Source organism: Alphaproteobacteria bacterium (genome assembly GCA_015231795.1).
Taxonomy (GTDB): Bacteria; Pseudomonadota; Alphaproteobacteria; order Rhodospirillales; family WMHbin7; genus WMHbin7.
In genome coordinates, this window is record JADGAX010000001.1 from 371672 (window position 1) to 392350 (window position 20679).

21 protein-coding genes are annotated in these 20679 nt (G+C 60.6%); 15 read left to right on the forward strand and 6 right to left on the reverse strand.

Going from position 1 to position 20679, the window contains the following annotated elements; translation table 11 throughout:
* Positions 1 to 46 precede the first annotated feature (46 nt).
* The 7 genes from HQL44_01720 to HQL44_01750 all read left to right on the forward strand — a co-directional run bounded on the left by HQL44_01720 (position 47) and on the right by HQL44_01750 (position 7528).
* Positions 47 to 1285: an MFS transporter gene (locus HQL44_01720; GenBank protein MBF0267286.1), complete on the forward strand. Its 1239-nt coding sequence runs from the start codon at positions 47 to 49 to the stop codon at positions 1283 to 1285.
* A complete protein-coding gene (locus tag HQL44_01725; GenBank protein ID MBF0267287.1) occupies positions 1282 to 2238 on the forward strand; it encodes a D-glycerate dehydrogenase in 957 nt (318 codons plus the stop codon). The genes HQL44_01720 and HQL44_01725 overlap by 4 nt, the downstream gene beginning before the upstream one ends.
* A 261-nt stretch (positions 2239 to 2499) precedes the next feature.
* Positions 2500 to 3435, forward strand: coding sequence for a sulfite exporter TauE/SafE family protein (locus HQL44_01730; protein ID MBF0267288.1), 936 nt, complete (start codon positions 2500 to 2502; stop codon positions 3433 to 3435).
* 79 nt (positions 3436 to 3514) lie between these two features.
* Positions 3515 to 3916 carry a hypothetical protein gene (locus HQL44_01735; GenBank protein MBF0267289.1) on the forward strand — a complete coding sequence of 134 codons (402 nt, stop codon included), beginning with the start codon at positions 3515 to 3517 and terminating at the stop codon, positions 3914 to 3916.
* 13 nt (positions 3917 to 3929) lie between these two features.
* Positions 3930 to 4772, forward strand: coding sequence for a universal stress protein (locus tag HQL44_01740; GenBank protein MBF0267290.1), 843 nt, complete (start codon positions 3930 to 3932; stop codon positions 4770 to 4772).
* 43 nt (positions 4773 to 4815) lie between these two features.
* Positions 4816 to 6225 carry a HAMP domain-containing protein gene (locus HQL44_01745; protein MBF0267291.1) on the forward strand — a complete coding sequence of 470 codons (1410 nt, stop codon included), beginning with the start codon at positions 4816 to 4818 and terminating at the stop codon, positions 6223 to 6225.
* Between the two features lie 10 nt (positions 6226 to 6235).
* Positions 6236 to 7528: a sigma-54-dependent Fis family transcriptional regulator gene (locus HQL44_01750; protein MBF0267292.1), complete on the forward strand. Its 1293-nt coding sequence runs from the start codon at positions 6236 to 6238 to the stop codon at positions 7526 to 7528.
* A gap of 130 nt (positions 7529 to 7658) precedes the next feature.
* On the opposite strand, the gene HQL44_01755 is transcribed toward HQL44_01750, so the two are convergent.
* Both HQL44_01755 and HQL44_01760 read right to left on the reverse strand, forming a co-directional pair.
* Positions 7659 to 9350, reverse strand: coding sequence for an exo-beta-1,3-glucanase (locus HQL44_01755; GenBank protein MBF0267293.1), 1692 nt, complete (start codon positions 9348 to 9350; stop codon positions 7659 to 7661).
* Between the two features lie 6 nt (positions 9351 to 9356).
* Entirely contained in the window at positions 9357 to 11015 is a 1659-nt protein-coding gene (locus HQL44_01760; GenBank protein ID MBF0267294.1) for a glycosyltransferase family 39 protein, read from the reverse strand.
* A gap of 47 nt (positions 11016 to 11062) precedes the next feature.
* Between HQL44_01760 and gpt the strand changes: the two genes are divergently transcribed.
* The 7 genes from gpt to HQL44_01795 all read left to right on the forward strand — a co-directional run bounded on the left by gpt (position 11063) and on the right by HQL44_01795 (position 17249).
* On the forward strand, positions 11063 to 11539 hold the full coding sequence (gene gpt / locus HQL44_01765) for a xanthine phosphoribosyltransferase (protein MBF0267295.1): 477 nt from the start codon (positions 11063 to 11065) through the stop codon (positions 11537 to 11539).
* Between the two features lie 99 nt (positions 11540 to 11638).
* Entirely contained in the window at positions 11639 to 12055 is a 417-nt protein-coding gene (locus HQL44_01770) for a hypothetical protein (GenBank protein MBF0267296.1), read from the forward strand.
* A gap of 109 nt (positions 12056 to 12164) precedes the next feature.
* Positions 12165 to 14126: a TonB-dependent receptor gene (locus HQL44_01775; GenBank protein ID MBF0267297.1), complete on the forward strand. Its 1962-nt coding sequence runs from the start codon at positions 12165 to 12167 to the stop codon at positions 14124 to 14126.
* A 116-nt stretch (positions 14127 to 14242) separates the two neighbouring features.
* Complete coding sequence (locus HQL44_01780; GenBank protein MBF0267298.1) at positions 14243 to 14935, forward strand: energy transducer TonB; 693 nt, start codon at positions 14243 to 14245, stop codon at positions 14933 to 14935.
* A gap of 9 nt (positions 14936 to 14944) precedes the next feature.
* Entirely contained in the window at positions 14945 to 16138 is a 1194-nt protein-coding gene (locus HQL44_01785; protein ID MBF0267299.1) for a PepSY domain-containing protein, read from the forward strand.
* A gap of 113 nt (positions 16139 to 16251) precedes the next feature.
* Complete coding sequence (locus HQL44_01790; GenBank protein MBF0267300.1) at positions 16252 to 16836, forward strand: MotA/TolQ/ExbB proton channel family protein; 585 nt, start codon at positions 16252 to 16254, stop codon at positions 16834 to 16836.
* A 2-nt stretch (positions 16837 to 16838) separates the two neighbouring features.
* Positions 16839 to 17249 (forward strand): biopolymer transporter ExbD, encoded by a 411-nt coding sequence (locus HQL44_01795; GenBank protein ID MBF0267301.1) that lies wholly within the window; start codon positions 16839 to 16841, stop codon positions 17247 to 17249.
* A gap of 7 nt (positions 17250 to 17256) precedes the next feature.
* Here the strand turns inward: HQL44_01795 and HQL44_01800 are convergent, their stop codons facing one another.
* A complete protein-coding gene (locus tag HQL44_01800) occupies positions 17257 to 18180 on the reverse strand; it encodes a glycosyltransferase (GenBank protein ID MBF0267302.1) in 924 nt (307 codons plus the stop codon).
* Between the two features lie 197 nt (positions 18181 to 18377).
* Here HQL44_01800 and HQL44_01805 point away from each other — a divergent pair, with 197 nt between their 5' ends.
* Entirely contained in the window at positions 18378 to 18788 is a 411-nt protein-coding gene (locus HQL44_01805) for a response regulator (protein ID MBF0267303.1), read from the forward strand.
* Positions 18789 to 18790: 2 nt separating this feature from the next.
* On the opposite strand, the gene HQL44_01810 is transcribed toward HQL44_01805, so the two are convergent.
* From HQL44_01810 to HQL44_01820, 3 genes are read right to left on the reverse strand one after another with little or no spacing between them, the layout of a single operon-like run.
* Positions 18791 to 19129, reverse strand: coding sequence for a hypothetical protein (locus HQL44_01810; protein MBF0267304.1), 339 nt, complete (start codon positions 19127 to 19129; stop codon positions 18791 to 18793).
* An 11-nt stretch (positions 19130 to 19140) separates the two neighbouring features.
* Positions 19141 to 20328 (reverse strand): homocitrate synthase, encoded by a 1188-nt coding sequence (gene nifV / locus HQL44_01815; protein ID MBF0267305.1) that lies wholly within the window; start codon positions 20326 to 20328, stop codon positions 19141 to 19143.
* A 12-nt stretch (positions 20329 to 20340) separates the two neighbouring features.
* Complete coding sequence (locus HQL44_01820; protein MBF0267306.1) at positions 20341 to 20667, reverse strand: iron-sulfur cluster assembly accessory protein; 327 nt, start codon at positions 20665 to 20667, stop codon at positions 20341 to 20343.
* Positions 20668 to 20679 lie beyond the last annotated feature (12 nt).

Below are 20679 nucleotides of genomic sequence, written 5' to 3' on the forward strand. Positions count from 1 at the left end.
TAGAGTCATTGAGTCCAACAGGCATGGGCGTCCATAATGGGCGCCCATGTCGTTTCAGCCCCTCCCCCTTGGCCTTGCGGCGCGCGTCTTTCTCCCCTTCGCCGGGGGATATTTCCTGTCGTACCTGTACAGATCGGTCAATGCCGTCATCGCCCCCGATCTGGTCTCGGAAATTGGGCTGTCCCCCGCCGATTTGGGCCTGTTGACCAGCGCCTATTTTCTGACCTTCGGCATGGCGCAATTGCCGCTGGGCATCTTGCTCGACCGCTTCGGCCCCAGACGGGTCGAAGCCGCCCTTCTTCTGATCGCAACCCTGGGAGCCGCCGTCTTCGCCTTGGCTTCGGCCAAGGAAATGCTGATCTTCGGACGCGGCCTGATCGGCTTGGGCGTCGCCGCCTGCCTGATGGCCTCGATGAAGGGCTTTACGCAATGGTTCGCCGCCGAACGCCTGCCGCTGGTCAACGGCCTGTTACTGGGTTGCGGCGGTTTGGGGGCGCTGGCCGCCACCGCCCCCGTCGAATTCGCCTTGCAGCATACGGGCTGGCGCAATCTGTTCTTGCTGCTGGCGGGGGCCACGCTGCTGTCTTCCGCCGTCATCTTCTTCGTCATGCCCGACCGCAAAGCGGAACGCGGCGCGGGCCAGAATGAAAGCGTCAGCCAGCAGATCGGAGCGCTGAAAATCATTTTCAAAAGCCCTGTCTTTTGGGGCATCGCCCCCGGCTCGGCGCTGATCCAAGCCAGTTTCATGGGCATTCAGGGTCTGTGGGCGGGGCCTTGGCTGCGCGATGTGGCCGGTCTTTCGCGCCCGGAAGTGGCGGGCCACCTGTTCGCCATGGCCGGCGCCGTCGCCTTGGGCTTCGTTTCGATGGGGCTGCTCGCCGACTGGCTGCGCCGCCACAAGATCAGCCCTCTCGCGATTTCCCTGGCGGGAATGATCCTGTTCCTACTCGTTCAACTGGCCCTTGTCTTGGAAGCGACGTCGCTGGCCTTGCCGCTTTGCCTGCTGTTCGGCTTCCTGGGCACGTCGGGGGCCTTGAACTATGCCAGCCTCAATCAGCTTTTCCCGCCCAACATGGCTGGGCGCGTGGCGACCAGCTTCAATCTGCTGGTCTTCGCCGCGACCTTTGCCTGCCAGTGGGGCATGGGCGCCGTGATCGGCCTGTGGCCCGCCGAGAACGGCCATTACGACAGCCAGGCCTACGCCGCTTCGTTTGGCCTGATGCTGGGTTTGCAGGTGATCGGCGTCGGCTGGATCGTCTATTCACGCAGAAGGCATAGGCTATGAAACATCGGCTGATCGTCACGCGCCGCCTGCCGGAAACGGTCGAGGAACGCATCAAACGCGAATTCGACGCATGGATTCCCGAGCAAGACAAACCGATGAGCGGCAAGGAGTTGCTGGAACTGGCCGCAGGCGCCAACGCCCTTCTGGTGACTCCCACCGAACGCATCGACGCCGACTTGATCGCCCTCCTCCCCGCATCGGTCAGGATCGTCGCCACATTCTCGGTCGGCTACGATCATATCGACCTTCCGGCTGCCAAGAAGCGCGGCATCGCGGTTACCCATACGCCGGGCGTTCTGACCAACGCCACGGCAGAAATCGCCCTGTTGCTTATCCTGGGCGCGGCCAGGCGCGCCCACGAGGGCGAAATGATCATGCGCGACGCCAGTTGGACCGGCTGGACGCCCACCCAACTGCTGGGCTGCGAGTTGGCTGGCAAGCGCCTGGGCATTCTGGGCATGGGACGCATCGGCCAAGCCGTGGCCGACAGGGCGCGCGCCTTCGGCATGTCCATTTTCTATTCCAACCGCCGCCGCCTGCCTCCCGACCAGGAAAAGGGCGCTACCTTTTGCCCCGATCCCGAAGCGATGCTGGCGCGAATCGACATCCTGTCCCTGAACGCGCCATCAACCCCCGAGACCTGGCATTTTCTGGACGAACGGCGCATTTCGTTGATGAAACCAGGGGCCATCGTGGTCAATACCGGGCGCGGCCCCCTGATCGACGACGACGCTCTGATTGGCGCCCTGAAATCCGGCCACATCGCCGCAGCCGGATTGGATGTCTATGAAAACGAACCCAAGGCGCATCCCGGCTACCGGGAACTGCCAAACACGTTCCTACTGCCGCATCTGGGCAGCGCCACCACCGAAACCCGCAATGCCATGGGCATGATGGCGCTGGACAACATCCAAGCCGTTCTTCAGGGGTTGGCTCCACCCAACGGTCTGTAACAAAACATTTTTCTTCCACTTTTTTGTTCAAGGCGGAGCCGAGCGGTTCCGCCTTATTGCGTTTCGCAATGCGACACCCATTCCGATGATGTTGTATTTTGCAACATTCCTGTTGACGGGTAGGTCGCACAGGAATATCACGGATATCTAAATTATCGGTCTCGCTTCGCCCCTGGCCATTGGCAATCAATATGGGCCGCAGGGAGACAAATTGGGCAACATCCTTAGAAAAAAAGGAAATCCAAGTTGCATCCGCATCCTCTGCTGCGCATCCTTTCCCTGGCCGCCTTCACCTTGATCTTGTTGAACGCCGACCTCGCCCTGGCCGCCGACCTGCCAACCGGCGCCGAGGAAGGCTTGCCCTGGTGGGGCTGGGCCGCTTTGCTATTCGTCGTCACCTTCTTCCTGGGAATCGTGGCCGTTCTGGGCGGCGTGGGCGGCGGCGTGCTGTTTGTGCCGATCGTTGGCGGATTCTTCCCCTTCCATCTCGATTTTGTGCGAGGCGCCGGTCTGCTGGTGGCGCTGGCGGGCGCCCTGGCGGCAGGCCCCGGCCTGTTGAGCAGCGGCATGGCCAGCCTGCGTCTGGCCGCTCCCTTGGCCTTGCTGGCCTCGGCATCCGCCATCGCCGGGGCCATGATCGGCTTGGCCTTGCCCACCAATGTCGTGCAACTGGCGCTGGGCACCACCATTTTGGGCATCGTCGTTCTGATGTTCCTGGCCAAGAAGTCGGAGTTCCCCGAAGTCGCCAAGGCCGACAGCCTGTCGGCGGCCCTGAAAATGAACGGCGTTTTTACCGACGCCTATTCCGGCAAAAGCGTCGACTGGCGAGTGCATCGCACGCCGCAGGGTTTGGCCATGTTCGTCGTGATCGGCCTGATGGCGGGCATGTTCGGGCTTGGCGCCGGATGGGCCAATGTGCCGGTGCTCAATCTGCTGATGGGGGCGCCGCTGAAGGTTTCTGTGGCGACCAGCAAATTCATGTTGTCGATCGTCGATACCGCCGCCGCCTGGGTCTATCTGAACCAGGGCGCGGTTCTGGCCATCATCGCCGTTCCCTCGATCATCGGCATCATGCTGGGGTCGCTGGTCGGCGTGCGTCTGCTTAAGCGCACCAACGCCTCGGTGGTGCGCAAGGTGGTGATCGGCATGCTGTTGCTGGCCGGGGGACGCGCCCTCTTGAAGGGCCTGGGAATCTAAAGGAGTAAGACCAATGGACATGACCTTGCCGTCCGTCGCATCCGCCAAAACGACCGAAACGGTCTCGCAGCCCCAAACTTTGGCCGTTTCGCAAGAGCAGCTTATCTACGCCAACCTGCTCGATATCGGCATGAAGGCGGGCATGGCGCTCCTGATCGTCTCGTTCGGACTGTATGTTTCGGGAATCTTGTCGCCGCTGGTTCCCTTGAACGAACTGCCGAACTACTGGTCCATGCCGGTCAATCAGTATTTGACCGCCACGGGCGTCGGCACCGGCTGGAGCTGGGTCAAGCTGATCAGCCATGGCGACTTCCTGAACTTCATCGGCATCGCCTTTCTGTCCGCGGTGACCATCGCATGCTATTTTCGCATCATTCCGATTCCTTTTCGCAATGGGGAACGCGTTTTCACCGCCATTTTGGTGATTGAAACGCTTGTCCTTATCCTGGGGGCCTCGGGCATCCTGGTCATCGGCCACTGACGGAGATTACCGCATGTCCTCGCTCGATCCCCTGGCCCGCATGGATAGAATCCTGGTCTCCAGCGACGGCTCCGAATTCAGCGAAGGCGCTGTCCGGCTTGCCATCGCGGTCGGCGTCAAGTCGGGCGCCAAACTTTTCGCCATGACCATGGTGAAAACCAATCCCGAATATGAAACCATTGCGCCGCAACTGGTGGCCCAAAAGGCGGCGGAGTCCCGCGCGCATCTGGAATCCGTCGTGGCCAGGGCCAAAGAGGCAGGCATCGCCTGCGAACCCATCCTTTGCCATGGCGACGAACCCTCGCGCGAGACCATCGATGCGGCGCGCAAGGTCAATGCCGATCTGATCGTGATGGGACGGCGCGGAAGGCGCGGCTTGGCGCGGCTGATGGTTGGCGACGCCACCGTCAAGGTGATCGGCAAGGGACCCTGCAGCGTTCTGGTGGTCCCCCAGGCTTCCCAGATGTGGACCAGCCGCATCTTGCTGGCCACCGACGGATCGCGCTTCAGCGACGCGGCGGCCGTAACGGCCAGCATGGTCGCCAAATGCTGCCATACGGCGGTCAGCGTGGTGACGGCCCTGGTTCCCAGCCACAATGAGAAGCGCCAGCAGGAAGGCCGCGATTCGGTGGCCAAAATCGTTGCTTACTTGCGTGATCAGGGAATCGAGGCGGAGGGCGAGGCTTTGCCCGGCGAACCCGATCAAGTGATCGTGGAAGCCGCGCAACGCAAGGCCGCCGGCTTGATCATCACCGGCACGCACGGGCGTACCGGCTTCGACAAGGTTCTGGTGGGCAGCGTTTCCGAACGCGTCATCGGCAAGACCGCCTGTCCGGTTCTGGTGGTCAAGGCCTGAGAACAGACCTGCCGTCTTGCCCGCCTGCGGCCAGCATGCCACCATGCCGGGCATGAATTCGCTTCGCAGAAAAATCATCTTCGGCTATCTGGCCGTCGGCCTGTTCGTGTTCGCACTGTCGCTGGCGGCCATCTACGAACTGTGGCGGCTTGAACGCGATCTGGCGACCGAGGAATCCTTGTATTCGCTGGTCGATGCCGTGATGGAGGCTAGGCGCTTCGAGAAGAATTACATTCTTTACCAGGGGGCGAGCGATCTGGAGCAAAACGCCTTCTATGTCCGCCAGGCATCCCGCCTGCTAGACAGCCATGCCGAAATTCTGAGCGTCATCGATGCGCCGGAAATCGGCCCCCGCCTTGCAGCCTTGCTTGAAGGCTACAGTCAAGCGCTGGATGTTTTCGTCAAGAAGCCTACCGACGCCAACGAAGCTATGCTGCGTACTTTTGGCAAGGAAATGACCGAGGCGGCTCATCAGTTGGCGGCTTGGCGCAGAAGCGATCTGCACCGCGCCATGACGCTGCACCGCTACATCCTGATCGGCGTGGTGGCCGGTGGCCTGGCCCTGATCTTGATATCGGGCACGCTGGTTTCGCTAAGGGTTACGCGCCCGCTTCGCCAAATGCAAAGGCGCATGGAGGAAATCGCAGCGGGCGAACGCATGACGCAGATCGACCTTCCTTCGAATGATGCGGAAATCCGTTCGCTGACGGATGCGTTCAACCGGGTGCTGGGCGAGTTGGAGTTGCGCAGCCAGCAAATGCTGGTTTCGCAGAAGCTGGCCTCGCTGGGCGTCATGCTTTCAGGCGTCGCCCACGAACTGAACAACCCGCTGTCCAACATCTCGACCTCGTGCCAGATTCTTCTTGAGGAAGGAAAGGACGCCGATCCGGAATTCCTGCGCTGGCATCTGGCGCAGATGGACGAGCAGACGGAACGGGCCAAGCGCATCGTGGCCTCGCTGCTCGATTTCAGCCGCCATCAGCGCTTCATGAAGGAACATGTGGGTCTGAAGCCGCTGGCCCAAGAAACGCTGTCCTTCGTGCGCGGCCAGATGCCAAGCGGCGCCGCCATCGACATGGACATTCCCGACGATCTGACCCTGCCCGCCGACCGGCAGCGGCTGCAACAAGTGCTGATCAATCTGCTGAAAAACGCCGCCGAGGCCTGCGGCGCCGAAGGCCGGGTTCGACTTCGCGCCTGGACGCAAGACAAGATCGCGATGATCGAGGTGGCCGACAACGGCAGCGGCATCCCCGCCGCCGACCTCCCGCATATCTTCGATCCTTTCTTCACCACGAAGGAGGTCGGTCGGGGGTCCGGCCTGGGTCTGTTCATCGTTCACGACATCGTGAAAAAGCATGGCGGCGCGATATCGGTGACCTCGCCCCCCGAGGGCGGCACAGAGTTCTTGATCCGACTTCCGCTTGATGACAACACTATCGGCCAGACCTGAAGGAGGCATAATGGCGGATCAGGGCCGGTTGCTGATCGTGGACGACGAGAAGGTGGCGCTCAAGAACCTCGAGCATGTGCTGAGGAAGGAGGGCTATGACGTCGTTTGCGCGCAGACCGGCCAGGCTGCCATCACGCGCATCGGCAAGGAAAGTTTCGACGTCGTCCTGACCGATCTGCGCATGGAGCGCATCGACGGCATGCAGGTCTTGAAATCCTGCCGCGAACTTTCGCCCTCGACCGAGGTCGTCATGATCACCGGCTTCGCCACCGTCGACAGCGCCGTCGAGGCCATGCGCCAGGGCGCCTTCAGCTATGTCGCCAAGCCTTACCGGCTAGACGAGGTGCGCCGCGTGGTGGCCGAGGCCCTGGACCGCGTGAAGCGCCGACAGTCCCTGGCAGCCATGAGCGAGAGCAAAACCGGCGACGAAGCCTTTCTGACCCGCACCCCCGCCCTTCAGCGCGTGCTGACCACCGCCAGACAGGTGGCGGCTCTCGATTGCCCGGTCCTGATCCTGGGCGAACAGGGAACCGGGCGGCGCGCTTTGGCCAGAACCCTGCATCAGTTGGGCGCCCAGGCGGATGCGCCCTTTCAAATCCTGCGATGCAGCGCCCATGACAACGTGGCCCTGGAAGCCATGCTGTTCGGCAGCCAGGCCCCTCAGAGCGGCACCTTGCTGCTGGAGGAAGTGGAAATGCTGCCAGCCGCTCTTCAGGCAAGACTGGCCATGGCGCTCGACCAGCCCGGCGGCGACGAGGCGCACGCCTTGAAGCCGCGCCTGCTGGTCAGCAGTTCGGCCGATCTGGACGGGGCGGTCAAGGACGGCGTCTTTCGCCAAGACCTGCATCTGATGCTGCGGGTGGTCACCCTGACCTTGCCCCCCTTGTCTCAACGCACCGGCGATATTCCCCTGCTGGCCCTGCATCTTCTGGGCAAAGCGTGCGCGGAAAACGGCAAGACCTTGCTTCGCATCTCGGACGACGCGCTCGATCTGCTGGCCGCCTACGATTATCCAGGCAATGTGCGTGAACTGGATACGGTGATCAGGGGCGCCGTGGCGGTTTGCGACGGCGCCACCATCGAACCGCGCCATCTGCCGCCCAGCGTGCGCCACGCCAATCGCGAAGCCAGAAGCAACCGGCTGCAAACGCTGGAGGAGCGCGAGCGCGAATACATCATGTGGGTGCTGGAAGAAGTGGGCGGCAACCAGACCTTGGCCGCCAAGGTGCTGGGCATCGACCGCGCCTCGCTCTGGCGCAAGCTGAAGCGCTATGAAAACGAAAAGGGAAAGGAAGAGGGTTAGGTTTTCTCGGCCCTAGCGCACGATCATTTAACTCCGAGTCACTCCGTGACGCGGAGTTAAACGTGAATCGTTCGCTAAAACAAATAGGTAGAGCAGATTCACGTCTTCAATCAAAGCCGTTTAACGGCTTCTATTGAAGACGATCTGCTCTAGCCTTCATCACCGCCGCGACATGCGGAGCCGACAGCAAAACCAGAAGACCGGCCAGAACCAATATCTGACAATTGGACACCGTCCCGGCCAGGATCAGCGGAATCTGCTCGTTCAAGCTGGGATGCATTTTGACGAAATCGTCGCCGATCAGGGCAAGGCCCTCGCCCACCAGGCTGTCGGCTCCCGCCAGCGGCAAAAGCACGGCCAGCCAGCGATCACCCTTGGCACCGCCGAAGGCCGTCAGGCCCGACAAGGCGTTGCGGCATTCGGCCCCGGCCAGCTTGGCCATGGCCGCCAGCCCCAAAACCGCCGCCGCCAGGATGGCGATTTGCGCAACAGGAATGTCGCGATAACGTCCGTCATGGGCCAACGCCACCGCCATGACCACGGCATAGACGGCGAAAACCGCCATCAGACGGCGCAGCCATAAGGGCGGCGCTTCCAGCCTTTCCGCGGTCCAGGCGGCGGCTTGGCGCACGCTGCCCAGACAAAGCACGATCAGCGCCGCCCCCACGATCAGAGGAGAGGCCGTCGTCCATAGGGTGAAGGCCGCCCCCCAGGAGACCGAGGCGTAACGAACGAACAACGCCGCCAGCAATTGGGCGAAAACGATGGTTCCCAAAGCCAGGACAAGACGGCCCTCCAGCAGATCGCGCCGGAAAGGCGCCAGCAGCAGCAAGGCCAGCAGGATCGACCAGCCAGCCTTCCATTTCCAGGCGGGATCCTCCGAAACCCCTCCCACCAGCGGGAATTTCTGCGCGCGATCGGCATCGATCAGCCCCCATTTGGCGCCCACCGTGCCTTCGAGATTGTATTTCCAATTCTGATCGTAGGCCTCGACCAGATTGTAATCGAAACCGTTCTTGATGGATGTCTCGACCAGCGAACGCAGATGCTTGGCGGCGTTCACATTGCCGGGCGCCGCAGGCCCCCTCTGGCGGCCCTGGGTCGGCCATCCCGCCTCGCCGATCAAGATCGGCTTGCCGGGAAAAGCCTGGCTCATGATCTGGTGGATTTTCTCGAAATGCGGACCCACGCCATCGACGCTCACGGGTTCGTCTTCCCAGTAAGGCAGGATATGGATGGTGATGAAATCGACTTCCTGGGCCACTTCGGGATGTTTCAGCCAAAAGGCCCAGACATCGGCATAGGAGACCGGCTGCTTCACATTGGCCTTCACCCTGCGGATGTAGGAAATCAGCTTGTCGGGCGTCAGATCGCGCCGCAGAAGCACTTCGTTGCCCACGATGACGCGCTCGACGGTATCGGGATAATCATGCGCCAACTGAATTAGCGAGTCGATTTCGGCGTCGTTGGTCTTGCGCCCTTTCTCGGTCGTGTCGCTGGTGATCCAAGCACTTTGAATGACCTTGATGCCGTATTTGGCCGCCAGCGGCGGCACCGCCTCCATGCCCTCGCGGCTGGTATAGGTGCGCACGGAACGCGTCAATCCCTTCAGGCGCGCCATGTCTTCTTCAATCTGTTCGCGCGTCGGATAGACCTGGGTCAGCGGGCTTTGTCCGTCGCGGAACGGCGCAAACGACATGCTGGCGATCTGGCCCGCGACATCCGGCCCTGTCTCTCGCTCGCGATTGGGCCATCCCCAGCCCAGCACCGCCAGTTCGGCGGCCACGATGAATCCGATCAGCAGCAAGAAAGTGCGTTTCATAGCGTCCTAGCGTCCTTCGCCGTGAATGGAGAGATAGCGCCGATCCCTGACCAGGGCCAGCGGCACGCCGAAGCGCTGAATCTTGGCGATGGTCCGCCCCTCGGATTTCTTGTGGCAGTCCTCAACGGTGTACGTGATCATGAAATCGGCCTCCTCCAGCCTCTTCGTATAGACCAGTTGTGGCGAAAAGTAATAATAAGCGGAAAGAGCATGGCCGCATACCGCGACTTTCCATATCTTATTTTCGCCGCCCAGTTCGGCCTGCTCATTATCGACGTAATCAGCCAGCGCCAGCGTCGCCTCGCGCAGCGAATTGCTCCAATAATCCATTTCCCACTTGCCTTCGGCCCCGGCCACCCCGCCCACCAATTGGTTGTAGAAGATGTATTGATGCGGATGCAGCATGGCCATTTGCCATGCCAGGACGACCATCAGCCCCATCAAGATGACCGTGAAGCCCCGCCCAAACCAATGATGAAAGCGCCACAGCGATTCCCACACCCTGTCCAAGGCAAAGGCCGCCAGCACCACCAGCGGAGGAACGACGAACAGGAAATGCCGCAGCCCGTTATAGGCGGTGGGGCGCATGAGAACGAACATGAACAGGGGAAACAGAGCGGTCAGGGCGGTCAGAAATAAATTCATGCTGCCTTGTGGGAAGGGCACCCCATGGCGCCGATCCTTCAGCCAGAACAAAAACATAACGGCGCCAACGGCCAATCCCGCCAGGACGATCTCGGGCAAGGTGGCGACCAGATAACCGGGAATGTAGGAGGCCGGCAGATGATCGGCCGTATAGACCTGCCCGCCCATATTGGTCTTGATGCCAATTCCCAGCGTGGAAAAGCCCAACAGGGCGCGCAGTGGGTTCAGGAAGTCCTGATAGGACCAGGGCCAAAGGACGGCCATCACGGCATAGGCCAGCGCCAAGGGCATCAGGATCGAGCGCAGCATGACCAGGGATTCGCGCCACAGAAGACTTAGGCTTTTCAAGCGGATGTAAAGGCCAAGCAGACGCAGCCCTAGGCCCAACCCCAGATAGAACAGCATGAGCAATGCGCCCGCCCGAATGCCCATGGCAACGCCCAGCGCGATGCCAAAACCGATGCGCGCCGAACGAGAGGGCATGGGCAATTCTTGGACAAGTCGGCAAAGATAATAAAGCGCCCACAGCATCGCCGAGGCGAAGGGCGCATCCTTGGGATTGTTGAACATATGACCCCAGAAAGGCGGGGTCAGGGCCAGCAGGACCAGAGCCAGGACTCCGGCCCGCTCACCGCCCAACAGACGCCCCAGCCGCCAGACTCCGGCCAAACCCACGACGCCCAGCACGCCGCCCAGCAGGTGGCGCGTTTCGAAAACGCCCAGCGGCGAAACTTCGTTGGCGATGGCGGCCAACAGATCGAAGAAGCCGCCATAATGAAACAGGTCCAGATATTCCAGCGCCGAGCGATCTTGAAAGAACGAGGTGTAATAGGCCAGAATCATCCGCCCATATTCGTTCTGCACCGCCTCGTCATGGGTAATGCCGTAATCGCCGAACAACAGCCCAACCAGAATAAGCGCCGCCACCAACAGGGCGATGCCCAGGTCATCATAAACATCGCCGCTCCAATGGAGCGGCGAGCCTGACCGGGCCGTGGGAAGATCGCTTTTCAAACTCATGGATCGGAAGACTATCAGGGCTTTCCCTGGCTTGCTATAACTGGATCATGCCAGATACGCGCCATGAAAATGCCGGTCAGACCGCCCTTTTCCACCTGGGATGGGAGCGTTTCCACCATGATTCCTTGAAACTTTCCAAACGGTTGAAAGATATGGGGCGCGATTGGGCCGGTTTGGTGGCGATCACCAGGGGCGGCTTGGTCCCCGCCATGATCGTTGCCCGCGAACTGGGCCTGCGCAAGATCGAAACCCTGTCCATCGCCAGTTACGACGGCCAGCGTCAGGGTGAAGCCCATGTGCTAAAGAAAGCCAAGGCGGCGATGGCGGATGGCGGACAAGGCTGGCTGGTCATCGACGATCTGACCGACAGCGGCGTGACGGCTAGGCTGGCTCGCAAGCTCTTGCCGCATGCCTTTATCGCCGCCGTCTACGCCAAACCCAAGGGCGCGCCCTCTCTCGACCTGTTCGCCGAAGACATCGAACAGTCGGTCTGGGTGGTTTTTCCTTGGGATGACGATCAATAATCGCACAAACCAAGGCAAAGCGTTGATCCAGGTCAACCAGAATCGCCGGTTGCAATATGACGATTGACAGCGCGTCCGGCGCGTCACAAATTCCGCCTCATGACGGGGACCAAGCAACGTTTTTCACACAGAGCAGGAACGACGCGCCGACGCGCCGTGGCTTGGCTCGGCTTGGTCATTTTCTCGTTCAACGTCTTGTCCAGCGCCCTGCTGCCAATGCCTGCCATGGCAAATGCGTTGAATGACGGACGCGGCGCCTATGTCGTCTGCACAGCGGCTGGCATGATCGAATTCGATCGGAGCGGCGTCCCCATCGACAAGGGCCACGACAGCGATCAAATTTGCGTCTTCTGTCTGCCTCTGTGTCATGGCGGCGTCAATGTTCCGCCGACTTTCGTTCTGGCCGAAGCCCATTTGCTGGCTTCAGGCGCCATCCTTCCTGCTAGCGACATTCGTGAAGCCGCCTCCCCACGACTTACCGGCTCATCGGCCCCCCGCGCCCCTCCTCAAGCCTGATTCCTGGAATATGAACGGCCTTGCGTCGCTCCAGTAAATGGAGTTGCGGGGCGACAGGATGATTCTTCAGGCGCGTTTTTCGCCTGAAGCGGTACTTGAGGGGATCAAGATGAAAAAGACAATGCGCATCGCCGCCTTGCTGGCGCCAGCATTGGGCTGTGGCGCTCAGGCTTATGGTCAGGAAGTTCTCGATGATGTTTGGGTTACGGCAACCCGCTCGGGCACCTCGCTCGACCGCACCGGCAGTTCGATCACCGTCATCGACAGCCAGAAAATCGAGGCCAAGCAGACGAGCAAAGTAGAGGAACTGTTGAAAGCCACCCCTGGCGTCAGCGTTGTGCGCTTCGGCGGCGCCGGTGGATCGTCGCAAATCAATCTGCGCGGCACTAATTCGAACCATACCACGGTACTGATCGACGGCCAGCGCGCCAACTTCCAGGACCCATCCTCCTACACCTTCGATTTCGACTGGATGCAAACGGACAATATCGAGCGTATCGAGATTCTGCGCGGCCCCTCGGCCGGGCAATGGGGCGCCGACACCATCGGCGGCGTGGTCAACATCGTCACCAAGAAGGGCAAGGGACCTGCAAAGGTGACGCTGACCGGAGAATATGGCAGCTTCGACACCGACCGCGAAAGCCTGGGCGTAACCGGCGGCGGCGAACGCTATGATTACAATCTCAACGTCTCACGCTTCTCTACGGGCGGCTGGTCAATCGCCTCCAGCGACCGAAATTTCGGCACGGAAAGGGACAGCACACAAAACGCCACCTACCAAGCCAAGATCGGCATTTCGCCCACCGACAACAGCGAAATCGAAGCTAGGTATGCCCATACCGATTTCGAAACCGACCTTGACGGAACCCGCACCGGCGGCGGCACGCAAGACACCAACCGCGGCAAGTACAAGCATGTCGATTCCGGACATGTAAAGGGGACGCTGGGCCTGTTCGACGGCTTTTGGACCCAAACGGCGACCGCGTCGATGATGAACAACGACCAGTGGAACACCGGGGGCACAACCACGCGATGCACGACCGGCCAGCCTGCGCCGCTTTGCACAGGCTACGACTCGTCATCGACCAGCTTTTCCTGGCAAAACGATCTGAAGTTCAACCAGAACAACACGACGACAATCGGCGTCGAGACGCTGCGCGAAACCTATATGCAAAAATATTATCAGCAAGGTGGCCGCATCGCCGCCGATACCGAAGTGTGGACCAACGCAGGATACATTCAACACCAGACCAGACTGTTTGACGTGCTTGACCTGACCGGTGGATATCGAGGTGCCGACCACCAGACCGCCGGTTGGCACCCCACTTATTTCGGCAACGCCGCCTATCATCTGCCGACGAATACGACGCTGAAAGGATCTTACGGCACCACCTTCAAGGCGCCGTCGCATTATCAGATATATTATCCATCCGGCACCAAGAATCTGGAACTGCTGCCTGAGGAAGGCCGCGGCTGGGACGTTGGCTTCGAGCAGAAATTTCTGACCGGCAAGCTGAAGACCGGCGCCACCTATTTTCAAAACAACATCCGAAACCTGATCGAGTATGTCAGTTCCGCCACGCAGTACCAGAACGTCAGCGAGGCCACCACCTACGGCGTCGAGACCTTCTTGAACTATCAGGTTTTCGACGAGTCCGGCAGTTCGCTGTCTGTGGCGCCGAATTACACTTACACCCGCGCTTACAGCCGCGCGGAAAGAGAGGAATTGACCCGCAGGCCACGCCACGCCATCGGCAGCAACGTCAACTACCGATTTTTTGAAAAGCGGGCGCAGGTGAACATGTCGGCGACTTACCAGACGGATTTTCACGAATCGCGCTCGTCCACCACAACCAGATATCCGGTCAAGAATGGCGAGTACTTCAAGATCGATCTGGCAAGCAGTTATGACGTCACCGACAATTTCCAGCTTTTCGGTCGCGTCGACAATCTAACAGACAGCTATATCGAATCCGCCTATGGCTATGCCGAAAGCGGCGGCATCGGCGTTTTCGCAGGCGTGAAAGTAACCTTCGAGCCAGGCAAGTTCTTGACCGGCGAAGGGAAATGAGGACGGCTCCGGCCCTGGCGCAGGATCGTTTATCTCCGAGTCACCCCGGTGACCCGGAGATAAACGTGAATCGTTCGCCAAGACAAATTGCTAGAGCAGATTCACGCCTTCAATCGATGCCGACAAACGGCTTCGATTTTAGGCGACCTGCTCTAGTCACGCCAAAGGATGTCCGCTTTGGCGCGATCTCGCTGGCCCTGCATCTGGCGGGCGGCATGGCACTGCTTTGGAGTGGCGGCATGCCGCTTCCAAGCAGGCCATCCCTGCCCGGCCCATCCTTCCAACTGGTGGCCGCACCGCCGCCCGTCGCGGCGCCGCCCTTGCCACAAGTCGTTCCGCAAACGACGCCCGTATCGAAGGCCAAGGCCAAGCCCGCAAAGCCGGTTCTGGCGCAAACGCCTACCGCAAAACCCGTCGCGGCCCCTGTCGCCCAGGAACCGGCCATCGACAGCGCTGCGCAGGCAGCACCCGCCGTCGCCAGCCCTGCCGCGAATTCCGGCCCGGTTGTCGATGACTTCCAGCGCGTTTCCTATCTCGACCGGTCCCTACCTCTTTATCCGATATCGGCCCGCAAGCGCGGCATCGAAGGACGCGTTCTTTTGCATGTGGACATCGACCCCATGGGCCTTCCGGCACTCATAAAAATTGCCAAAAGCAGCGGCTCGGAAGCCCTGGACAAAGCGGCAATGGAAGCCGTACGGCAATGGAAATTCAAGCCGGCGCGCCGGGGACATCATGCGGTCGCCGCCAGCGTCACCATCCCCATTCACTTCAAGCTCGACGGCACCGTCGTCGCCGACGCCCAATAGGAGGTTGCCATGCGTTCTGCAGTCTTATTCATCCACCGCTGGGTTGGCATCACTGTTCTGTTCTTCCTGGCCATCGCCGCCATCACCGGCGCCATCATCGCCTTCAACAAGGAACTCGACCGCGCCATCAATCCGGAATGGAATTACGTGACCCCCACCGGCGCGCGTTTGTCTCTGAACGATCTTGTCGCCAAGATGCACGAGCGCTTCCCCGAAGCCCGCGTCACCTATGTACGCATCGACGAGCCAGAAGACCGCTCGTTTCGCTTTCTGGTCAGCCGCAAGCCCGGCGACGGCGAAGGAACCAAGCTCATCAACCAACAGGTCTTCGTCAATCCGTATGATGGCAAAATTTTGGGGACGCGCCGCAGCGGCACCTTCTCGGTTGACCGGCCCAACCTGATCCCCTTCCTTTCCAAGCTTCATTACACGCTGTTCCTGGGCGATTTCGGCAAATGGCTGATGGGATTTGTGGCTCTGGCCTGGCTGATCGACCATTTTGGGGCCGCCTATCTGTCCTTCCCGAACCTGAAGAACTGGAAGAAGTCGTTTCTGCTGCGCTGGCGCTCTGGGGGCTACAAGCTCAATTTCGATCTGCACCGGGCGGGCGGGCTGTGGTTCTTCCCCATCTTGTTCGTGCTGGCCCTGACCAGCGTCGAGCTCAATCTGAAAGCGCCTTTCGTTTGGGTGGTGTCGCAATTCTCCTCGCTGACCTCGAAGAACTGCGTCTGCCATGTTGATCCCAACGCCAACTGGGCGGCCAACACCAGTTCTTGGGACGGCGCCGTCGATCTGGCCCGCAACCTGATGCCGAACCTCTCGCCCAGCAGCGTCATGTTCTATCCCGACGAGGGCAAGTTCCGCATTTCGATGCGTGGCCCCGACGACATCTCGGACGCCGGCATGACCTATGTCTATATCAACGCCGTCACCGGCAAGCAGTTGATGGTTTTTGACCGCAGCGACGAGACTGGCGGCGACACGTTCATGGCCTGGATGTATCCGCTGCACAATGGCCGCGCCTTCGGCTTGGCGGGCCAGATCGTCATCAGCCTGACCGGAATTCTGCTGACGGTGATCTGCGTCACCGGCCTAGTCATCTATTTCAAGAAGCTGGGGGCCAGGAAGGCCGGTCGGCAGTTGAGGTTGAAGCAGCAGACAACCGCCGCCGCCCCAGCCCTTGAAAACGAGGCCGCCCAGTGAGCGAACAAATCGGACTTCTCACTTTTCTTGAACGCAGCGATGCCATAGCCCAAAGCGTGGCCTTGCTGCTGCTGCTGCTGTCGCTGGCCAGTTGGTGGGTGATCGCGGCCAGGATGCTGGCGCAACTGCGCCTCAACCGCTGCCTGGGGCGTATATTCACCAGCTTCTGGGCGGCATCGTCCCTGGATCAGGCGTTGGCCCAGATGCGAGACCAGGACAGCACAGGCCTGTTCTTCGGATTGGCCGAAACCGCGGCCAATGCCGCCGACATGCAGGCCAGACATCAGGAACAAGGCATTGGATCGGGCGTTTCCAACAGCGAATTGCTGACCCGTGCCATGCGCAATTACATCGTCCATGCCCAGGCCAAGATCGAAAGCGGGCTTACCTTCCTGGCCTCGGTCGGCTCGACGGCGCCCTTCATCGGTCTGTTCGGAACGGTGTGGGGCATCTACCACGCCCTGGTCGGGCTGGCAGGAGCCACCCATGTGGTGCTGGACAAGGTGGCGGGGCCGGTCGGCGAGGCTTTGATCATGACGGCGGCGGGCCTGTTCGTAGCCATTCCCGCCGTGCTGGCCTACAACGCGCTCAACCGCGCCAACCGGCTGATTCTGGCCCAATTGGACGGTTTCGCGCACGATCTGCACGCCTATCTGATGACCGGGGCGCGCATCAACACCTTGCCTAAGCGGAGCTGACGATGTCCTTCGGCGGTTTCAACGACAACAACAGCCAGCCCATGGCCGACATCAACACGACGCCGCTGGTCGACGTCATGTTGGTGTTGCTGGTGATTTTCATCATCACCGCCCCTTTGTTCAACGAGGCGGTACCCATCGACCTGCCCCAGACCAGCGCCAGCCGGATCGAGGAAAAGCCGACCGTGCTGCGCGTCTCCCTGGACAAGGAAGGACTGTTGTCAGTGGACAACGTCCCTATCGCCATTGAGGCGTTCGAAGCCCGCTGCCGCGAAATTTTGGCCAGCAACCCCAAGGCAGAAATGCATCTTCGGGCCGAACGGACAACGCTGTACGAACAGGTGGCCAAAATCATGGCCCTGGCCCAGAAGGCTGGGGTCGAAAAAATCGCCTTCGTCACCAATCCGGGATAGGTCTGGCCTATCCCTGACCCGGCGCCGGATAGGACAGGTAGATCATGCGTTTGATCTCGCGCCGCCCACGGGTGACATTGTCCAGGATGAAGCCCGAAGCCAGCGACAGAAAGGCCAGGATCATGATGCTGGCCGACAGGATGGCGGTGGGAAAACGCGGCACCAATCCGGTTTCCAGATAGGTCAGGATGACCGGCAGGGCCAGCAGCAAAGCCAGCACGGCCATCAAGGCCGACAGGCCGCCAAAGAAGAACAGCGGGCGCTCTTCCTTGGTCAGGCGGATGATCATCTTCAAGATACGCCAGCCATCGCGATAGGTGCTGAGTTTGCTGACCGATCCGGGCGGACGGGCGAAATAAGGCGTTTGCACCTCGGCCACCGGCATATTGAGACTGAGGGCATGCACAGCCAGTTCGGTTTCGGTTTCAAATCCGTGCGACAGCGCCGGGAAGGATTTTGCAAATCGGCGCGAAAAAACGCGATAGCCCGACAGCATGTCCTTGAAACGGTCGCCGAACAGCCAAGCCACCGTGCCGGTGATCAGATGGTTGCCGAATTGGTGCCCCGAGCGGAAGGCGCCCGCCTCTTCGGTATGCAGGCGCGTGCCCACGACCATATCAAGGTTTTCGTCCACCAGTTTTTGGATCATGGCAGGCGCGCTGGGCGCGTGATAAGTGGCGTCGCCATCGGCCATGACATAGATGTCGGCTTCGATGTCGGCGAACATGCGCCGCACCACATGGCCCTTGCCCTGCAAATTCTCGCTTTTCACGACAGCGCCCGCCGCCTTGGCGAATTCGATCGTGCGGTCCTTCGAATTGTTGTCATAGACGTAAACGATGGCGCCCGGCAGGGCCTTATGAAAATCCTCCACCGTTTTCGTGATGGCGGCTTCCTCGTTGTAGCAGGGAATCAGTACGGCGACGCGCATGAAAGCCTTCCATAAATCGTGTGGTTGCAATAAATACACCGTTAGTAGGCATGCCGCAACGCATCATGCGCTTGCCATCCAACATCTAATCAATTCATCAACAATATGTCTTTTTTAAGTTCGGCCAATCGCGGCTTTCCAGACGGCGGCCATACCGCTAGCATCCAGCCAACCGAATTCTGGAAAGACGCCGCTAAATGAACCAAATCGAGTCCCTGCCCTTTCACGTCCTCATCATCGACGACCAGAAGTCGATGCGCAGCATCATTCGTCAGCTTTTGAACCAGGGGCGCATCAATCTGGTCAGCGAGGCGGAAAACGGCCAGCAGGCGCTCGATATGCTGATCGGCAAAAAAGTGGGGATTCCCGACGTCATTTTGTGCGATCTGTACATGGACAAGATGGACGGCATGCAGTTCGTCAATCACGTCCGGCGCGACCGCGACAGCGACTACCACCAGATTCCCGTGCTTCTTCTGACCGGGGAAAAGGACCCGTTCGTCCTTGACGTCGCCAAACAGGCGGGGGCTACAAAGGTTCTAAGCAAGCCGATCTCGTCGGAACGACTGATCAAGGAAATCACCACCGCCATCGGTTATGCGGGCTGAGGCTAACGCTTGACCGCCACCTGATCGAGGGCCACGAAGCCCCGGCCCGATCCTTGAACGCCGCCTGATCCACAACCGCCGCCCGAGAACACCTTGAATAGCTTGGCCTGCCTGGGATCGATGCCCGTGAAGACCTCGTAGGCCTCGGCCAGCAGGCGGCGCGCCAGGGGGCGGTTCATCTTTTCGCCCGCCAGTTCCGCCTTGGTCATCCGGATATTGAACTCCTTCAAGACATGCAGGCGGGCCACATTCAGGCGAGCCGGTTCGAAGGGAACGTCAAGTTCCTTGAAGAAATCCTCGGCGCTGGAAAGCCCCTTCAGATCAAGCGTGACATCACACATTTCGCGCACTCCTACGCAGTGAATCGGTTGACGGCGGCAAGATCGGCAAACTGGCTGGAAACGACGGGAATAGCGCTGGTATCCAACAAGAAACGCTCCAGATCACCCCTGGCTGGCGCATGTTTGGTCATGACGGCATGCCTGCGCACGCGCGACAGAATGGCCCTGGCCTGCGCCTCGCCCAGCGCCACGCCCAGTTCGGCATAGGCTTCGCGCACGGAAGCTAGGCCAGAATGTTTGCCCAGCACGAAACGATGTTCGCGCCCCACCAGATGCGGATCGATGCCCTGGTAAGTGGCGCGATTCTTCAACAGCCCTTGAACATGGATGCCCGCCTCGTGGGTGAAGACGGCCGAGCCGACGATGCTTTTGCTGGGCGGCACCGGGCGGCCGGAAGCCTCGGCCACCAATTGCGACACTTCCGGCAATTGATGCGTATCCACCTGACAATCGATTCCGTAAAGATGCGACAACGCCATCACCACTTCTTCCAGCGGCGCATTGCCAGCCCGCTCGCCCAGCCCGTTGACCGTCGTGCTGACATGCGTGGCCCCGCCTTTCACGGCGGCCAGCGAATTGGCGTTGGCCAGTCCCAGATCGTCATGGGCGTGAATTTCCAACTCGAACGCCTCGCCCACGGCGGACCTTAGGGCGGCAAAGGCGTCTCTGGTGGCGAAAGGATCGAGAATGCCCAGCGTGTCGGCATAGCGAAAGCGCCTAGCACCCGCGTCGCGGGCGGCACAGGCGACCTCGGCCACGAAGGCGGGATCGGCCCTTGAAGCATCCTCGCCGCCGATGCTGACCTGCAAGCCGCGCGCGACGGCGCTGGCAATCAGACGAGTCATTTCCGCCAGCAACTGGGCGCGGCTTAGGTTCATCTTGGCTTTCAACTGGATGTCGGACACCGGCAAGGTCAGATGAACCGACGAAAGCCCCACCGCTTCGGCGGCCAGGATGTCTTCTTGCCTCAAACGGCACCAGCCGATCAGACGGGCCTTCAGGCCCGCGCCGACGATGGCCCGAATGCCCCGGCATTCTTCCTCGCCCATGGCGGGAATGCCGACTTCCAATTCCTGCACCCCGGCCTTGTCCAGCGCCCTGGCGATGGCCAGCTTCTCGGCAACGGTAAAGGCCACGCCGGCAGTCTGTTCGCCGTCGCGCAGGGTGGTGTCGTTAATGGCAATGCGCACTCCTGACATCGCCGCCTCCCGTCAACCACAACTGAAAGACTGGCCGCAACCGCACTTGCCCTTGGCGTTGGGGTTTTCGAACACGAAACCGGCGCCCGCCAAATCCTCGACGAAATCGACATTCACGCCATCCAGCATCGGCTGGCTGGTGGGATCGACGAAAACCCTGACATCGCCGAAACGGTAAATGCGATCGCCCGCCTGCGGCTGGTCGTCGATGCCCATGCTGTAGCGAAAACCCGAACAGCCGCCCGAAGCGACCATAATGCGCAGGCCGCCACTGGCCTCGCCCGCGCCGTCCAGCAGATGCTTGATCGCGCCAATGGCGCTATCGGTCAGAACCATCATAGGCAACCTCCT

Excerpts from the sequence above, each read along its gene's own strand:
- HQL44_01720 (MBF0267286.1), top strand. The coding sequence starts at position 47 with ATGTCGTTTCAGCCCCTCCCCCTTGGCCTTGCGGCGCGCGTCTTTCTC.
- HQL44_01725 (MBF0267287.1), top strand. The coding sequence starts at position 1,282 with ATGAAACATCGGCTGATCGTCACGCGCCGCCTGCCGGAAACGGTCGAG.
- HQL44_01740 (MBF0267290.1), top strand. The coding sequence starts at position 3,930 with ATGTCCTCGCTCGATCCCCTGGCCCGCATGGATAGAATCCTGGTCTCC.
- HQL44_01745 (MBF0267291.1), top strand. The coding sequence starts at position 4,816 with ATGCCGGGCATGAATTCGCTTCGCAGAAAAATCATCTTCGGCTATCTG.
- HQL44_01750 (MBF0267292.1), top strand. The coding sequence starts at position 6,236 with ATGGCGGATCAGGGCCGGTTGCTGATCGTGGACGACGAGAAGGTGGCG.
- HQL44_01755 (MBF0267293.1), bottom strand. The coding sequence starts at position 9,350 with ATGAAACGCACTTTCTTGCTGCTGATCGGATTCATCGTGGCCGCCGAA.
- HQL44_01760 (MBF0267294.1), bottom strand. The coding sequence starts at position 11,015 with ATGAGTTTGAAAAGCGATCTTCCCACGGCCCGGTCAGGCTCGCCGCTC.
- gpt (MBF0267295.1), top strand. The coding sequence starts at position 11,063 with ATGCCAGATACGCGCCATGAAAATGCCGGTCAGACCGCCCTTTTCCAC.
- HQL44_01770 (MBF0267296.1), top strand. The coding sequence starts at position 11,639 with ATGACGGGGACCAAGCAACGTTTTTCACACAGAGCAGGAACGACGCGC.
- HQL44_01775 (MBF0267297.1), top strand. The coding sequence starts at position 12,165 with ATGAAAAAGACAATGCGCATCGCCGCCTTGCTGGCGCCAGCATTGGGC.
- HQL44_01780 (MBF0267298.1), top strand. The coding sequence starts at position 14,243 with ATGCCGACAAACGGCTTCGATTTTAGGCGACCTGCTCTAGTCACGCCA.
- HQL44_01785 (MBF0267299.1), top strand. The coding sequence starts at position 14,945 with ATGCGTTCTGCAGTCTTATTCATCCACCGCTGGGTTGGCATCACTGTT.
- HQL44_01790 (MBF0267300.1), top strand. The coding sequence starts at position 16,252 with ATGCTGGCGCAACTGCGCCTCAACCGCTGCCTGGGGCGTATATTCACC.
- HQL44_01795 (MBF0267301.1), top strand. The coding sequence starts at position 16,839 with ATGTCCTTCGGCGGTTTCAACGACAACAACAGCCAGCCCATGGCCGAC.
- HQL44_01800 (MBF0267302.1), bottom strand. The coding sequence starts at position 18,180 with ATGCGCGTCGCCGTACTGATTCCCTGCTACAACGAGGAAGCCGCCATC.
- HQL44_01805 (MBF0267303.1), top strand. The coding sequence starts at position 18,378 with ATGAACCAAATCGAGTCCCTGCCCTTTCACGTCCTCATCATCGACGAC.
- HQL44_01810 (MBF0267304.1), bottom strand. The coding sequence starts at position 19,129 with ATGTGTGATGTCACGCTTGATCTGAAGGGGCTTTCCAGCGCCGAGGAT.
- nifV (MBF0267305.1), bottom strand. The coding sequence starts at position 20,328 with ATGTCAGGAGTGCGCATTGCCATTAACGACACCACCCTGCGCGACGGC.
- HQL44_01820 (MBF0267306.1), bottom strand. The coding sequence starts at position 20,667 with ATGATGGTTCTGACCGATAGCGCCATTGGCGCGATCAAGCATCTGCTG.